Here is a 14,610-nt window from a genome sequence, read left to right as displayed (position 1 = left end):
AACATTAACGTTGTTTGACACACCGCTATCGCGAGCAGGCTCACTCCTACAGAGTTTTGCGGTGCCTGATCAGGCGATTTCGGCGACAACCGACGCCAATGCCTTGGCCGGATCCGCCGCCTGGCTGATCGGACGGCCAATCACCAGATAATCGGAACCGGCATCCAGCGCCTGACGCGGGGTCAGAATGCGGCGCTGATCGTCCTGCGCGCTGCCGGCCGGACGAATCCCCGGGGTCACCAGTTGCAGCGACGGATGTGCGGTTTTCAGTGCCGTGGCTTCCAGCGCCGAGCACACCAGACCATCCATGCCAGCCTTCTCGGCCAGCGCAGCCAGACGCAAAACCTGCTCTTGCGGTTCGATATCCAGACCGATACCGGCGAGGTCTTCGCGCTCCATGCTGGTCAGCACGGTCACGCCGATCAGCAGCGGTTGCGGGCCGCTACGCTTGTCCAGCTCTTCACGGCAAGCAGCCATCATGCGCAGGCCACCGGAACAATGCACGTTGACCATCCACACGCCCATCTCGGCAGCGGCTTTCACGGCCATCGCGGTGGTGTTGGGAATGTCGTGGAATTTCAGGTCGAGGAATACTTCAAAACCCTTGTCACGCAGGGTGCCGACAATTTCTGCGGCGCAACTGGTGAACAGTTCCTTGCCCACTTTGACCCGGCACAGTTTCGGGTCCAACTGGTCGGCCAGCTTCAGTGCGGCGTCACGGGTGGGGAAATCCAGGGCGACGATGATAGGAGTCTGGCAGGCGGACATGAATGGGCTCTCAGGCAGGTCGAAATCGGCGCGCATTGTAGCGGAACCGGCGGCGGCGCGGCACCCGATGATCGGTAAATCGTCGCGCCGACCGTGATCAGCATAGCGCTCGCTGCTATTGTGTCGAATCCGATACACAACCGACATGCCAGCAACAAGCACCCGCGCTAGCCTCGCCAGCCGCAACACGTCCTTACATCAGCACTTCCCGCCTCACGGCCGGACGCCTATGCTGAAACCACCACCTCGCAGCCCATCTTTTGTGGTTGGCGGCCTACTGGCAGATGAACAGCCTCATGCACAACACCCAAATGACCGCGACGGATGAGCCTAAAGACGACAAGCGCTGGAGCATTCGTGCGCTGATCGTCGACGATGACGTGCCGATCCGCGAGCTGATGATCGATTACCTCGCCCGTTTCAATATCCACGCCAGTGGCGTCACCGACGGTGCGGCGATGCGTCAGGCGCTGCTCGCCGAGCATTTCGACGTCGTCGTGCTGGATCTGATGCTGCCCGGCGAAGACGGCTTGTCGCTGTGCCGCTGGCTGCGCGCCGAATCGGACATCCCGATCCTGATGCTCACCGCTCGCTGCGAACCGACCGACCGCATCATCGGCCTGGAACTGGGCGCTGATGACTACATGGCCAAACCGTTCGAGCCACGCGAACTGGTCGCGCGCATTCAAACGATTCTGCGTCGGGTGCGCGATGACCGAACCGAACAACGGGCCAACATCCGTTTCGACAACTGGCGCTTGAACAGCGTTCTACGTCAGTTGATCGCCGACGATGGCTTGGTAGTGCCGCTGTCAAACGCCGAATTCCGCCTGCTGTGGGTGTTTATCGAACGTCCGCGCCGAGTGCTCAGCCGCGAACAATTGCTCGACGCGGCCCGGGGTCGTTCGATTGAAGCGTTCGACCGCAGCATCGACTTGCTGGTATCGCGCCTGCGGCAGAAACTCGGTGACGACCCGAAAGCCCCACAGCTGATCAAAACCGTGCGCGGTGAAGGTTACCTGTTCGACGCACGAGACATCGGCTGATGCGGGCGCGCTTCGACACGCTGTTCGGCCGCCTGTTTGGCGTGCTGTTCGTGGCGATCGTCCTCGCGCACCTGCTGGCTTTCACCTGGTTCCGCCTCTATGGCCCGCCTCCGCCTCCGCCACCTCCGGAGTTCTCCCAAGGCGCCGACGGCCAACCGATGGCGCAGGACACGCGCTACCCGCCACGGCCCCCGCGCCCATGGTTCGGTGGGCCGGTGGTGCCGCTGACCTTCCAGTTCATCACGCTGATGATCGCGGCGTGGTACGGCGCCAAACTGCTCAGTCGCCCGATCCAGCGCCTGAGCGACGCCGCCGAACGCCTCAGCGAAGACCTCGACAGCCCGCCGCTCGACGAGTCCGGCCCGCGCGAAGCCCGGCAAGCGGCGCACACCTTCAACCTGATGCAACGGCGCATTCGCGAACAGGTGCAGCAGCGCGCACGCATGCTCGGTGCCGTATCCCACGACCTGCGCACGCCGCTGTCTCGGCTGAAACTGCGCCTGGAAAATATCAGCGACGAAAAGCTGCAAGGCCAGATGCGTCAAGACCTGGATGACATGATCGGCATGCTCGACGCCACGCTCACCTACCTGCACGAACAACGCACCAGCGAAGCCTTGCAGTTGATGGATGTGCAGGCGCTGGTCGAGTCACTGTGCGAAAACGCTCAGGACCAAGGTGCCGACGTGCACGTCAGCGGCCATTGCACACCGCTGCCGGTACAACCGATGGCGCTGCGCTCGTGCATCAATAACCTGATGGACAACGCCCTGCGTTACGCCGGGCAGGCGCGGATTGAACTGCAGGATCAGCGCGAACAACTGCTGATCCGCGTGATCGACCACGGCCCGGGGATTGCCGAAGACAAGCGTGAAGCGGTGTTTGAGCCTTTTTATCGCTTGGAAGGCTCGCGCAATCGCAACTCCGGCGGTGTGGGGCTAGGGATGACCATTGCTCGCGAGGCCGCGCAACGCTTGGGTGGCCAGCTCAATCTTGAAGAAACCCCGGGCGGAGGCCTTACCGCCATCATCCGCCTGCCGCGCCCCTGAGAAACACACATCCCCTTGTAGGAGTGAGCCTGCTCGCGATAGCGGTTTATCTGTGAGAGTTGCTTTGACTGACACACTGCTATCGCGAGCAGGCTCACTCCTACAGGGGGTGGAGGTGAAATTTCAGTCTGTGTACCCATCGGTACAAACCCCACATACCCCCGACAACTAGCGCCCTGACGCTGCATAAGCCGGTACACCCACCGGTTTGCCATTCCAGGGAGTGAGTCCGATGATCGGTAGCGTCAGCAATTACACGAGCTATACCAGCACCAGCAGCACCTCCACGCAAAACGCCCGCAGCCAGCAACTGCAAAAAGAACTGTTCGCCAAACTCGACAGCAACGGCGACGGCGCGGTGGACCAGGACGAACTGAAAAGTGCCCTGTCGCAGAAATCCGACGACGGCCTGCTGGTCAACCTGAGCAAGCAATTCGGCGATCTGGACAGCGACGCCAGCGGCAGCCTCAGCACCGAAGAAATGACCGCCATGGCGCCCCCGCCGCCGCCCGGTGATCAAGCCCCCGACACCGACCTGGCGGACGCCCTGATCAGCGCCCTCGACTCCGATGGCGACGGCGCCATCAGCAACGACGAACTGAGCAGCGGCCTGACCAGCGCCGGCAGCACTGCCGACAGTAACGAACTCTTCTCCGCACTCGACAAGAACAAGGACGGCACCGTCAGTCAGGACGAACTCACCGCCAGCCTGACCCCACCACCGCCACCTCCCCCGCAAATCAACAGCGACGAGCTGTTCAGCCAACTCGACGCCGATGGCGACGGCAGCGTGACCGCGACAGAACTGAGCAGCGCACTGCAAACCAGCAACAACAGCACCGAAACGACCAGCACCGACACCAGCGCCGCGCTGCTCAAGGTGCTCGATAGCGACAGCAGTGGCGGCGTGAGCAGTGATGAACTGAAAGCGGCTTTACAGGCTGGGCGTGAACGACCTGACGAAGAACAGACCGCTTCGACCCAGAGCACCACTGAAGCGCTGAACCGCATGATTGCCAATTTGAGCAAGCAGTACTCGCTGGAGAAGACGGCGTCAGTGGGCAAGTATTTGAATGTGGCGACTTGAGTCGACGCCATTATTTGCCGCGGACAATCAAAAGCCCCTCACCCTAGCCCTCTCCCGGAGGGAGAGGGGACTGATTGAGGTGTTTGGGAGAGCTACAGCGACGTGAAATACCGAGTCGAACTCAGATTCTGAAACAGATCAAAAGCCCCTCACCCTAACCCTCTCCCGGAGGGAGAGGGGACTGATTGAGGTGTTTGGGAGAGGTACAGCGACATGAAATACCGAGTCGAGCTCAGATTCTGAAACAGATCAAAAGCCCCTCACCCTAACCCTCTCCCGGAGGGAGAGGGGACTGATTGAGGTGTTTGGGAGAGCTACAGCGACGTGAAATACCGAGTCGAACTCAGATTCTGAAACAGATCAAAAGCCCCTCACCCTAACCCTCTCCCAGAGGGAGAGGGGACTGACCGAGGTGATTGCGAGAGATACGGCGACGTGAAATACCGAGTTGAACGCAAATTTTGAGAGGCCCACCATCGGCTCCCTCTCCCTCGGGAGAGGGTTGGGGTGAGGGGCGAATCCACCACAAAACCAAAGTCGAACACCCGCTCTTCACCACTCAATAGGCCGAGTGTCAGCTCGCCTGCTCTTGATCTTGATCCACGGGCGACGTCGGAAGGCTGAGTGGAGGGATTGATCCGGGCGTGGGAGCGCAGCGACCGTTTGGCGCAGCCAAACACAGCGAGAGGAGGTGCAGCGAAGCAAACCGTAGGCGCTGCGCCCGGATCGATCCCGCAGCGAAGGAACCCCGAGCCCCAGCGAGCGGGCCGCACGCAGGAGCAAGCCCTTTTGGTTACTTTTGGCTGGGCCGGCATTCCGGGCGTTTGCCAAAAGTGACCCGCCGTAAGGGCCATCCCTTTCAAGGTCTTCGGTAAAATCCCCTGAAATTTCATTCAGGGATCCCCAAACGATGTGGGCCGATGTTCTAGCGCGTTTCGAGAAAAAAGCACCTGCCAGTGTCATGGCTAAATTGGCTCTGGAGCAGGCTATTGCCCCTGAGTGGGTCGATCAGGTTTTCGAAGAGCATCGGCAACGGCAGTATTCTCGTGAGCTGCTGTTCTCGACCATCATCAAGCTGATGTCCCTTGTTTCATTGGGCCTGAAGCCATCCCTGCACGCCGCCGCGCGGCAACTGGAAGATCTTCCTGTCAGTTTGGCGGCTCTCTACGACAAGATCAGTCGTACCGAGCCGGCGCTGTTGCGCGCCCTGGTTACGGGCTGCGCTCAACGCCTGACTCCAACCATAAAAGAGCTGGGTTGCACGACGATGCTGCCGGGTTGGCAGATTCGGATAGTGGATGGTAATCACTTGGCATCTACTGAGAAACGCTTGGGGGCTTTACGCCACGAGCGCGGTGCTGCTCGTCCCGGCTTTTCGGTGGTGGCTTACGACCCGGACCTGGATCAGGTCATCGACCTTCAGGCGTGTGAGGATGCCTACGCAAGCGAGCGAGTGTGTGTGCTGCCTCTATTGGCCAGTGCCGAGCCGGGCCAGGTGTGGCTGGCTGATCGACTCTATTGCACGCTCCCGGTCATGGAAGCTTGTGAGCAGGCCCAGACGTCCTTTGTCATTCGCCAGCAAGCCAAGCATCCACGCTTGATTCAAGAAGGTGAGTGGCAAGAGCCGGTACCTGTGGAAACAGGCACTGTGCGCGAGCAGATCATCCAGGTCAGAGGCGGTTACCAATGTCGGCGGGTCGAGCTGACGCTTCATTCTCCAACGGACTCGGGAGACAGCAGCTTGATGTTCTGGAGCAACCTACCCCAGAGCGTCAGTGCACAGCAGATCGCAGAGCTCTATCGCCGCCGCTGGAGCATTGAAGGTATGTTCCAGCGACTGGAAGCGATTCTGGAAAGTGAAATCGAAACCCTTGGCAGCCCGAAGGCTGCCTTGCTCGGGTTCGCTACTGCGGTATTGGCCTACAACGTCCTGGCCGTCCTCAAACGAAGTGTCGAGCAAGCTCACCGGGAGACTCAACCTGAAGGATGGGAAGCTTCCATCTATCACTTGGCGGTTCAGGTCAGGAGTGGTTATGAGGGAATGCAGATTGCACTGCCCTCAGAATATCTTCCCGTTGTCCCTCTGGAGCAACTGGCCCAACGCCTGTTGGAGTTGGCCAGAAACATCCAGCCCAAACAAGTTGCGAAAAGCCCCCGCGGTCCCAAGGTGCCTAAACCCAAGACATGGGTTCAAGGCACAGCGGTCCATGCTCATGTTTCAACGGACAGAGTTATCAAGGCTGCCAAAACGAAAAGACCTTGAAAGGGATGGCCGTAAGGGCGGAACCCTAAGCCGCCGTTACCGCAGCAACGGATATTCACCCAAAACCCAAAACCCAAACCCGCTAGCGCCGCTCCTCAACCCGCCCCTGACTCTTGCTCCAGTCCGTCAACAAACTATAAGCCACCGCCAACAACGTAGGCCCGATAAACAACCCGATAAACCCGAACGCAATCAACCCGCCAAACACCCCAAGCAACACAATCACCAACGGCAAATTCCCGCCGCGACTGATCAGATACGGCTTGAGCACGTTGTCCACGCCACTGATGATGAACGTCCCCCAAATCCCGAGAAACACCGCCATCCCATACTCACCCTTCCACGCCAGCCAGGCCGTCGCCGGCACCCACACCAAGGGCGGCCCCATCGGAATCAGACTCAACAGGAAGGTGACAATCCCCAGCACCAACGCCCCCGGCACCCCGGCAATCAAAAACCCGATCAACGCCAGAACCGCCTGCGCCGCCGCCGTGCCGATCACCCCGTTGACCACCCGCTGCACCGTACCGGCCACCAACTCGATGTAATACCCGGCACGATCCCCGATCAAACGCTCCAGCAGACTGTGCACAAATGCCGCCAGTCGCGGCCCGTCACGATAGAAAAAGAACACAAAGACAATGCTCAGGGTCAGCTCGAGAATCCCGCCGCCGATCTGCGCACTCCGCGCTAGCAGCCAGTTACCGACCTGCCCCAGATAAGGTTTGATCGACACCATCAATGCGGCGCCTTGCTGATCGATGCTGTTCCACAGCCCGACCAGGCGCTCGCCTGCAAACGGTACAGTCCCCAGCCACACCGGCGCTTCCGGCAGACCATCGACCTGCACATCCTTGATAAACGCCGTGGCATCACGCACATGATCCCCCACGTTGAACCCCAGCCACACCAGCGGCGCGGCCACGAGCAACATCCAGCCCAGCGTCAGAATCCCTGCAGCCAGCGACTCACGGCCATTGAGCCAGCGGGTCAACAGACGCATCAGCGGCCAGCTGGCAAACGCCAGTACCGCGCCCCAGAACAGCGCCGACCAGAACGGCGCCATCACCCACAGGCTGGCACCAAACAACACCAGCAGCAGGATCTGCACCAGCAGGCGATCATTATTGAGCATGTGAGGTCTCGAAAAAGTCAGTCAGGCAAAGAGTAGGCGAACACGCCGCGCGTGCTCGCCGAAACAGCTTATCGCAACAGATCGATGCGCAGGCCAGAGCCTTCGACACTGCCGGTTTCCATGCGTGCCGCGCGCACACCCTGATTGATCAACGCCTGGCGCCAGGCTTCGGCCTTGGGCCCGGAGACTGTCACGCGCAACGTCGTATCAAGGTTAAGACCACGGGAAATCAGACGTAGCCAGGTGTCATCCGGCTCATTCACGCGATCAGGAAAATCCAGCTCACCGGTGCTTTTCAGTTGACGCAACAGGGTCGCCGAGGTCGGCAGCAGCTCACCCAGCGGAGCAACCGCCTCGAATTGCTCGACATGCAGATAGGCTTTGCGGTTGCCACGGGTGATGCTGTAAAGCGCCACCAGCGTGTTGTCGCGCGGCGCCGCCAGCCTCAGCAGCAGATAGGCCTGTTGCTCGTCGGCACCGTACAATTTGGAATTACCGAACACCTCGTTGGCCCACAGGCTGCTTTCCCCGCAATCACGCGCCTGACACCAGAACAGCAATTCGGCGTCCTGTTTTTGCAGGGCCTCGCGAGCGGCGGTAAAGGCTTCGTTGGCGGAGTGTTCGGGTGGCAACTCGTAGGTCACTGAAGTGGTCTGGCCACGGGCGGTGACCTGGCCGTCGAAACGCAGTTGCCCGCTGATCTTGCGGATCGAACCCAGCGGATAGATCCGCTCCAGTTCAACCGGAGGTCGATAGTCGACGATCTGTGCATCGGCCAGACGCGGCACGATCTGCAGATCCTGACTGCCCGGCACATCGGCGGCGAACGAAACGGTACTGAAACAGCACAGTGCCAACAGACTGAGTGACCGCATAGTCAGGCTCATCGGATCGGCGTGACTGGGTAATTCGAGGTCGTAGCGGTGTAGTAATCCATCGTGGTTGTCTCCCATTTCAACCCGCCCAGCCTCGACAGTTGCCCGCAGCAAGTCAAGGAATGGCGAAGAAGCGATTGAAACAGTCTGCGACAAGATCCGCCCCGGCCTCATCGTTCAGGTGCAAATGGTGCCCGCCCGCCAACTGTTCCCGGCTAAAGGGTAGACGTTCCAGCAACTCGGGATGTTTGGCCAGCATGCCGTCAGCCGCGACCACCAGATGCGCCGGGCAACTGACCCGAAGTGCGAAAGCCATTGCCTGTTCCTGGGTCAGGCGCAGGGGCGATGGCAGGGTCAGACGATTGTCGGTGCGCCAGGTGTAGCCACCAGGCACCGGCATCAGGCCGCGCTGGGCCAACAATTCAGCCGCCTCACGGCTGACGGCGACCAGACCTTTCATGCGCGCTTCGATGGCGCGGTCAAGGGTGTTGTAGACCGGTTTGCGTTTTTCCCGCAGATCCAGCTGCGCTTGCAGGGCCATGCCCATGCGCTCGGCCGCATTTTCGCCTTTGTCTGTAGGCGGAATCACCCCGTCTATCAGTGCCAGATGACTGATGCGTTCCGGTAACGAACCCGCCAGCACCATGGACACGATGGCACCCATGGAATGCCCGAGCAGACCGAACCGCTTCCAGCCCAGTTGCTCGGCGACTTGCAGCACGTCATGGGCGTAGTCCCACAGGGCATACCCGGCGCCGTTTGGCCGATGCCCGGAATGCCCGTGCCCGGCCATGTCCAACGCGATGATGCGCAAGCCTTTGAGCTTCGGCGCCAAACGGGCAAAGCTGTTGGCGTTGTCGAGCCAGCCATGCAGCGCGATCACCGGCACACCGTCCTCGGGCCCGAACAAATGCGCGGCCAGTTCGATATGCGGCAGGCTCAGGCGCACTTCTTCGAAAGTCGGGCTCATGCGCAATCCTTGTCCTGACGGTTTTGCCAACGGGTAAACAGATTCTTCAACAACCGTGCGGTGTCCTGCGGTCGCTCAAGCGGAAACATGTGGCCACCGGGCATGCTCAGTGCCTCGCCTTGGGCCAGACGCGAAACGAAACGGGTGTGATGACGCATGACCACACGACTCGTGTGCCCGCGCACCACCGCCAGCGGCACTTGCAATTGACCGGTACGACCGGGGCTGGTGTGCGGGACGCCGCGGTAGATGCTGATCTCGGTAGCCGGATCGAAACGCAGGCGCAGTTTGTCGCCGACCTGGTGCAAACCGTGTTGCAGGTAGGCATCGAAGCATTCCGGATCGAAACCGCGAAACAGTGTTTTACCGGCAAAGTAGCTGCGCGCACTGTCGAGATCGGCGAATTCTTCACGCCGGCCGAGGGTGCGGCCGGCCGGGGTCAGTCTGTCGATGAAGCCAAAACGCTTGGCGGCACGGATCACCCACTGATCGGTGCGGGTCAGCACCGGCGAATCAAGCATCACCACGCCGCGATACAGCTCCGGGCAACGCAAAGCTGCATGCAGGTGCAGCACGCCGCCGAAAGAATGACCGACGCCCCACACCGGTTGATCCTGCTGCTGCAAATGGTGGATCAGCTCGTCGACGAGGTTGTACCAGTTGTCATCTGCCGGGAAACGCGGGTCATGGGCATGCTGCTCCAGATGCGCAACCCGATACTCGGGCTCCAGCGCCGCGAACAATTTGCCATAGGTGCCCGAGGGGAACCCGTTGGCGTGGGCGAAAAAGATTGGTTGCGACATACGGGCAAATCCATGAGCGGGAAACGTGCGTTGATTGTCCGCAAGACCGCGTCCGGCAGCAATGACCGTAACTGCCAGGAATGATGACAGTCCGCTCAGGGCTATGGTGAGTCAGTCGGATCGCTACCCCCTCACCCCAGCCCTCTCCCCCAGGGGGGCGAGGGGGAAGGGAGCAGATTTGCATGAGTTTCAAAACCTGAGTTCGGCTCGATAACTCAGGTCGGCGCAACTCGAACATCCAGCCCGGTAAGTCCCCTCTCCCTCTGGGAGAGGGTTAGGGTGAGGGTGGCTGCTCACCCAACGGCACAACCGCCATGGTCAACCGCGACACACAACTGGCCTTGCCTTCATCACTGGTCAAACGGATATCCCAAACATGGGTCGTACGGCCGATATGAATCGGCTTGGCCACCGCCGTCACCCGGCCACTGCGCAAGCCGCGCAAGTGGTTGGCGTTGATCTCAAGCCCCACGCAATAAAACTTGCTGGCATCGATGCACAGGTAACTGGCCATCGAACCGACGGACTCCGCCAGCACCACCGATGCACCGCCGTGCAGCAAACCGTAGGGCTGATGGGTGCGATGGTCGATGACCATGCTCGCGGTCAGCGATTCTTCGTCGAACGCTTCGAAGCGGATGTCCAGCACTTCGCCGATGGTGTTCTTCTGGATCGCGTTCAACTGCTCGATGTTCGGAGTGGTACGCCACAGGCTCATCGCAGACTTCCTTTGTTGTTTTAGGGGTCGCTCAATCCTGCCACAGCACCGCCTCGCTGCGCTCGCTCCATTCTTCGAAACGCGCGCCATAGGTGTCTTCGATGACGTTGCGCTTGATCTTCAAGGTCGGCGTGAGGAAGCCGTTTTCCACCGCCCAACTGTCCTTGACCACCACCAACCGGCGCAGGCGTTCGTGCTTGTCGAGCACGGCGTTGACCTCCTCCAGGAGTTTTTCCAGACTCGAATGCAGGCTCGCCCGGCCCTCTTCCTGATTGACGCTCGACAGCACACACAAACCCAACGGCGCGCTCAAGCCATCACCGACCACGCACACCTGCTCGATGCGTGAATGCACGGCTAAACGGTTCTCGATCGGCGCCGGGGCAACGTATTTGCCCTTGCTGGTCTTGAAGATTTCCTTGAGTCGGCCAGTCAGGCGCAGGCGCCCTTCAGCATCCTGTTCGCCCTTGTCGCCGGTGCGCAGAAAGCCGTCCTCAGTCAGGGTCTCGGCGGTCTTCTGCGGCTCCTTGAAATAGCCGAGCATGTTTGCCTGACTGCGCACTTGCACTTCGCCCGACTCATCGATACGCACTTCGACATCGGGGCACGGTTTGCCGATCCAGCCCTGCTTGTATTGCCCCGGCAGGCAGATGTGCGAATAACCGCAGCCCTCGGTCATGCCGTAGACCTCCAGCACATCGAGGCCGAGTTTCCGATACCAGGCGAGCAATGTCTGCGGCACCGGTGCGGCGCCGGACAGCGCGACACGCAAGGCATCCAGCCCCAGCCCCGCCAGCACTTTGTGCCCGACACGTTTGCCAATGAACGGCAGACCGAGAAGAAACTCCAGACGCTGCGCCGGGATCTTGCTATACACCCCCATCTGAAATTTGGTCCAGATGCGCGGCACGCCGAACATTGCGGTTGGCCGTGCACGCTGCAGATCGGTAATGAACGTCTCGAGGCTCTCGGCAAAGAATACGGTTTGCCCGGTGTAGATCGACGCCAGTTCCACGAACATGCGCTCGGCGACGTGGCACAGCGGCAAGTACGACAGCAGCCGGTCGCTCTGGTTAAGCCCGAACAGTTGGGTGCCGCGCGTGGTAGCGAAACCGAGATTGGCAAAACTGTGCATCACCCCTTTGGGCAGGCCAGTGGTGCCGGAGGTGTAGATGATTGTCGCCAGTTGCTCGGCCGCCGGACGTGGATCGTCCTGAATCGGTGAGCTGCGCTGCAAGTCCGCCCAGCTGAAATCGAAATCCCCGGGCGGGTGCAATGGCAGGCTGATGGTCGGCAGATCGGCCGGCACGCCTTTGGCCATGCCCGGCCAATCGTCGAGTTTGCCAATGAAGGCCAGGACGCTTTCCGAGTGATTGAGTACTTGCGCGACGGAGTCGGCGGTGAGGTTGGGATACAACGGGACGGAGACGTGCCCGGCCATCCAGATCGCCAGGTCGGCGATGATCCAGTGCGCGCAGTTTTTCGAGATCAGGGCGATGTGACTGCCTTGCGGCAACTCGCGAGCACGCAACCAGTGCGCGGCGCAGCGAGCCTGATGGCCGACGTCGGCCCAGCTCAGGGTTTCGACCTGGCCGCCGCCAATGGGCTGCACGAGGAAGCGCTGGCGCGGGTGCCGGGCTTCACGTTCGTAGAACACGTCCAGCGGCAAACGGAAGGCGGCAGACATGCGACTCGCTCCTGTTTTTCGGGTCTGGAGCAAGCGTAGTCAACCAAGCAAGTGCTTGGTTGGAATTTTCAAACAAATAATTTCATGGTGTACGCGGTACCTGTAGGAGTGAGCCTGCTCGCGATAGCGGGTTGTCAGTCGACATAAATAGCGACTGATATACCGCTATCGCGAGCAGGCTCACTCCTACAGGGGTCGGTGTTTACAACCTCAGGGGTGTTTGAGGCTGTTGAGGGTCATCGAGCCGATCAGCAGTTCCGGGCTTTCCAGCTCAGCCAACCCGGCGGTGCTGACCTTCTCCGGCGGATACCCGGCGCCATGCTGCAGATAGCTCAGCAGATTGCCCACCAACGGGTTGTGGCTGACCAGCAGCACATTGCTCACCGACACCAGTTGATCGGTGACCTTGTCCGGATCAACCTCCGGCGTCAGCCACTCGACCGTGCGAATCTCCGGCTCGAAACCCAACGCTTCGCGAACAATCTGCGCGGTCTGCTGCGCACGCAGATAAGGGCTGGCGTAGATTGCCGTCAGCGGCTGGCCGATCAACCGGGCGGCGCTGCTCAAGGCCTCTTTGCGACCGTGCTCGGTCAGTTCCCGTTCGGAGTCGGGGCACGAGCCATAAGGCACGGCTTCACCGTGACGCAATACCCAGAGTTTCATAGCTTGGGTTCCTCATCTCGAACCGGATGTGGCGCCGGGGCAACGGCGTGCGGCGCTTCACCTTCCGGAGTACGCGGCGTTGGCCAGTCGGCGAACGGCCAGGGTTTCTGGTCGCTGTGGAAACTGCCGAAACGGCCGATCTGCGCCAGAAACTGGCTCAGGCTGTCGCCGAAATTCATCAGGCTGGCGCTCGGGGCGCCATAGATCAAACGATAGATCAATTGCACCAGCACCACCGCGCCGAGGATGAACTGCGCCACTTGCCAGACCAGCACATAGACGATCATCCACAACACGCGCAGGAGGATGGACTCGTACTTGGCTTCGGTTTTCGGATCGTTCATGGCTTGCTTCCTGTCCGTAGATAAAGCTGGATTCAGTTGAAACCGCTGGTGGAAATAAAATCGACGTCGGTTTTCGGCTCGGCCCGCATCAGTAGACCGATCACCTGCTCCAGCGTGCGTCCTTCGAACAGGATCGCGTGCAGCCCGGCGACCAGCGGCATATAGACGCCGACTTCCTGCGACTTGGCCTTGAGCACCTTCAAGGTGTTGACCCCTTCGGCGACTTCACCGAGGCGCGACACCGCTTCGTCGAGGCTCAAGCCCTGACCCAGCGCAAAACCGACTTGATAGTTGCGACTCTTCGGCGACGAACAAGTCACGATCAGATCGCCGACACCGGCCAGACCGAGGAAGGTCATGGGATTAGCGCCCTGATTCACCGCAAAGCGGGTCATCTCGGCGAGGGCGCGAGTGATCAGCATGCTCTTGGTGTTCTCGCCCATCTCCAGTGCCACCGCCATGCCGGCGATGATTGCGTAAACGTTCTTCAACGCCCCGCCCAGTTCGACACCGAAACGGTCGGCGCTGGCGTAAACGCGGAACGTACGACCGTGCAGCGCGGCTTGCACGGCTTTACACAGCTCTTCGTCTTCGCTGGCGACCACGGTGGCCGTCAGCGCGTGCTCGGCAATTTCCCGCGCCAGGTTCGGCCCGGACAACACGCCGATGCGCGCATTCGGGGCGATCTCTTCGAGAATCTGGCTCATCAGTTTGAAGGTCTGCGCTTCGATGCCTTTGGTCAGGCTGACCAGCATCTTGCCGCTCAGGCGCTCGGCGTGGGCGGCGAGCACTGTGCGCAACGCGCTGGACGGCAGCGCGACAAAGCACAAATCACAGGCGTCGAGGGTTTCCTGCAGGTCGGTGACAGCAGTCACGCCGGGCAGAATCTTGATGCCTTTGAGGTAACGCGGGTTTTCGCGGTTGACCCGGATGGCCTCGGCCTGCTCGGGGTCACGCATCCACTGCCGGACTTGATGGCCGTTCTCGGCCAGTAGATTGGCCACGGCGGTACCAAAACTTCCGCCTCCCAGGACCGCAATCGGGCGCTGTTCAGTCATATGCAATCCGTTAATCCATACCAGTGGCGATGCCGGCATTATACGGGGCGACCCGGTCGCGGCCAGCCCCCGCAACAATTACCGACACTTGTAGGAAGAAGACCGATAAAACCTAGGAAAATGCCTGCAACGTGACTGGAAAAG

The 14,610-nt window shown here is 60.6% G+C and carries 14 protein-coding genes; 4 read left to right on the top strand and 10 right to left on the bottom strand.

Annotated features, from left to right (window positions below; all coding sequences use genetic code 11):
- Positions 1–69 precede the first annotated feature (69 nt).
- Entirely contained in the window at positions 70–768 is a 699-nt protein-coding gene (pyrF, locus tag KBP52_RS26265; RefSeq protein ID WP_185036818.1) for an orotidine-5'-phosphate decarboxylase, read from the bottom strand.
- Between the two features lie 284 nt (positions 769–1,052).
- Between pyrF and KBP52_RS26260 the strand changes: the two genes are divergently transcribed.
- From KBP52_RS26260 to KBP52_RS26245, 4 genes are all read left to right on the top strand, one after another.
- Complete coding sequence (locus tag KBP52_RS26260) at positions 1,053–1,814, top strand: response regulator (protein ID WP_007917450.1); 762 nt, start codon at positions 1,053–1,055, stop codon at positions 1,812–1,814.
- A complete protein-coding gene (locus KBP52_RS26255) occupies positions 1,814–2,863 on the top strand; it encodes an ATP-binding protein (RefSeq protein ID WP_212621293.1) in 1,050 nt (349 codons plus the stop codon). Before KBP52_RS26260 ends, KBP52_RS26255 begins: the two co-directional genes overlap by 1 nt.
- Before the next feature lie 232 nt (positions 2,864–3,095).
- On the top strand, positions 3,096–3,950 hold the full coding sequence (locus tag KBP52_RS26250; RefSeq protein WP_212621292.1) for an EF-hand domain-containing protein: 855 nt from the start codon (positions 3,096–3,098) through the stop codon (positions 3,948–3,950).
- A 961-nt stretch (positions 3,951–4,911) separates the two neighbouring features.
- A complete protein-coding gene (locus KBP52_RS26245) occupies positions 4,912–6,213 on the top strand; it encodes an IS4 family transposase (protein ID WP_212623166.1) in 1,302 nt (433 codons plus the stop codon).
- An 82-nt stretch (positions 6,214–6,295) separates the two neighbouring features.
- Here KBP52_RS26245 and KBP52_RS26240 read toward each other — a convergent pair whose 3' ends face one another.
- From KBP52_RS26240 to KBP52_RS26200, 9 genes are all read right to left on the bottom strand, one after another.
- Positions 6,296–7,348 carry an AI-2E family transporter gene (locus KBP52_RS26240; RefSeq protein WP_212621291.1) on the bottom strand — a complete coding sequence of 351 codons (1,053 nt, stop codon included), beginning with the start codon at positions 7,346–7,348 and terminating at the stop codon, positions 6,296–6,298.
- Between the two features lie 68 nt (positions 7,349–7,416).
- Positions 7,417–8,223 (bottom strand): DUF4892 domain-containing protein, encoded by an 807-nt coding sequence (locus KBP52_RS26235; protein ID WP_212621290.1) that lies wholly within the window; start codon positions 8,221–8,223, stop codon positions 7,417–7,419.
- 115 nt (positions 8,224–8,338) lie between these two features.
- A complete protein-coding gene (locus tag KBP52_RS26230) occupies positions 8,339–9,193 on the bottom strand; it encodes an alpha/beta hydrolase (RefSeq protein ID WP_123594404.1) in 855 nt (284 codons plus the stop codon).
- On the bottom strand, positions 9,190–9,996 hold the full coding sequence (locus tag KBP52_RS26225) for an alpha/beta hydrolase (RefSeq protein ID WP_212621289.1): 807 nt from the start codon (positions 9,994–9,996) through the stop codon (positions 9,190–9,192). The genes KBP52_RS26230 and KBP52_RS26225 overlap by 4 nt, the downstream gene beginning before the upstream one ends.
- 274 nt (positions 9,997–10,270) lie before the next feature.
- Positions 10,271–10,714, bottom strand: a complete 444-nt coding sequence (locus KBP52_RS26220) for a hotdog fold thioesterase (RefSeq protein WP_077574107.1) — start codon at positions 10,712–10,714, stop codon at positions 10,271–10,273.
- Between the two features lie 31 nt (positions 10,715–10,745).
- Positions 10,746–12,401 carry an AMP-binding protein gene (locus KBP52_RS26215; protein WP_212621288.1) on the bottom strand — a complete coding sequence of 552 codons (1,656 nt, stop codon included), beginning with the start codon at positions 12,399–12,401 and terminating at the stop codon, positions 10,746–10,748.
- A 210-nt stretch (positions 12,402–12,611) separates the two neighbouring features.
- Positions 12,612–13,064 carry a phosphohistidine phosphatase SixA gene (gene sixA / locus KBP52_RS26210; RefSeq protein WP_007917466.1) on the bottom strand — a complete coding sequence of 151 codons (453 nt, stop codon included), beginning with the start codon at positions 13,062–13,064 and terminating at the stop codon, positions 12,612–12,614.
- Positions 13,061–13,408: a DUF4389 domain-containing protein gene (locus tag KBP52_RS26205; RefSeq protein ID WP_008087808.1), complete on the bottom strand. Its 348-nt coding sequence runs from the start codon at positions 13,406–13,408 to the stop codon at positions 13,061–13,063. The genes sixA and KBP52_RS26205 overlap by 4 nt, the downstream gene beginning before the upstream one ends.
- A 32-nt stretch (positions 13,409–13,440) precedes the next feature.
- Entirely contained in the window at positions 13,441–14,466 is a 1,026-nt protein-coding gene (locus KBP52_RS26200; RefSeq protein ID WP_077574109.1) for an NAD(P)H-dependent glycerol-3-phosphate dehydrogenase, read from the bottom strand.
- Positions 14,467–14,610: the final 144 nt, after the last annotated feature.

It is taken from the genome of Pseudomonas sp. SCA2728.1_7, from assembly GCF_018138145.1.
Taxonomy (GTDB): Bacteria; Pseudomonadota; Gammaproteobacteria; order Pseudomonadales; family Pseudomonadaceae; genus Aquipseudomonas; species Aquipseudomonas koreensis_A.
The sequence above is the reverse complement of the archived record's forward strand: the minus strand, read 5'-3'. Positions and strand labels throughout refer to the sequence as shown.

What these genes read in the sequence shown, in the direction of transcription:
- pyrF (WP_185036818.1), bottom strand. Translation starts at nt 768, where the DNA reads ATGTCCGCCTGCCAGACTCCTATCATCGTCGCCCTGGATTTCCCCACC.
- KBP52_RS26260 (WP_007917450.1), top strand. Translation starts at nt 1,053, where the DNA reads ATGAACAGCCTCATGCACAACACCCAAATGACCGCGACGGATGAGCCT.
- KBP52_RS26255 (WP_212621293.1), top strand. Translation starts at nt 1,814, where the DNA reads ATGCGGGCGCGCTTCGACACGCTGTTCGGCCGCCTGTTTGGCGTGCTG.
- KBP52_RS26250 (WP_212621292.1), top strand. Translation starts at nt 3,096, where the DNA reads ATGATCGGTAGCGTCAGCAATTACACGAGCTATACCAGCACCAGCAGC.
- KBP52_RS26245 (WP_212623166.1), top strand. Translation starts at nt 4,912, where the DNA reads ATGGCTAAATTGGCTCTGGAGCAGGCTATTGCCCCTGAGTGGGTCGAT.
- KBP52_RS26240 (WP_212621291.1), bottom strand. Translation starts at nt 7,348, where the DNA reads ATGCTCAATAATGATCGCCTGCTGGTGCAGATCCTGCTGCTGGTGTTG.
- KBP52_RS26235 (WP_212621290.1), bottom strand. Translation starts at nt 8,223, where the DNA reads ATGCGGTCACTCAGTCTGTTGGCACTGTGCTGTTTCAGTACCGTTTCG.
- KBP52_RS26230 (WP_123594404.1), bottom strand. Translation starts at nt 9,193, where the DNA reads ATGAGCCCGACTTTCGAAGAAGTGCGCCTGAGCCTGCCGCATATCGAA.
- KBP52_RS26225 (WP_212621289.1), bottom strand. Translation starts at nt 9,996, where the DNA reads ATGTCGCAACCAATCTTTTTCGCCCACGCCAACGGGTTCCCCTCGGGC.
- KBP52_RS26220 (WP_077574107.1), bottom strand. Translation starts at nt 10,714, where the DNA reads ATGAGCCTGTGGCGTACCACTCCGAACATCGAGCAGTTGAACGCGATC.
- KBP52_RS26215 (WP_212621288.1), bottom strand. Translation starts at nt 12,401, where the DNA reads ATGTCTGCCGCCTTCCGTTTGCCGCTGGACGTGTTCTACGAACGTGAA.
- sixA (WP_007917466.1), bottom strand. Translation starts at nt 13,064, where the DNA reads ATGAAACTCTGGGTATTGCGTCACGGTGAAGCCGTGCCTTATGGCTCG.
- KBP52_RS26205 (WP_008087808.1), bottom strand. Translation starts at nt 13,408, where the DNA reads ATGAACGATCCGAAAACCGAAGCCAAGTACGAGTCCATCCTCCTGCGC.
- KBP52_RS26200 (WP_077574109.1), bottom strand. Translation starts at nt 14,466, where the DNA reads ATGACTGAACAGCGCCCGATTGCGGTCCTGGGAGGCGGAAGTTTTGGT.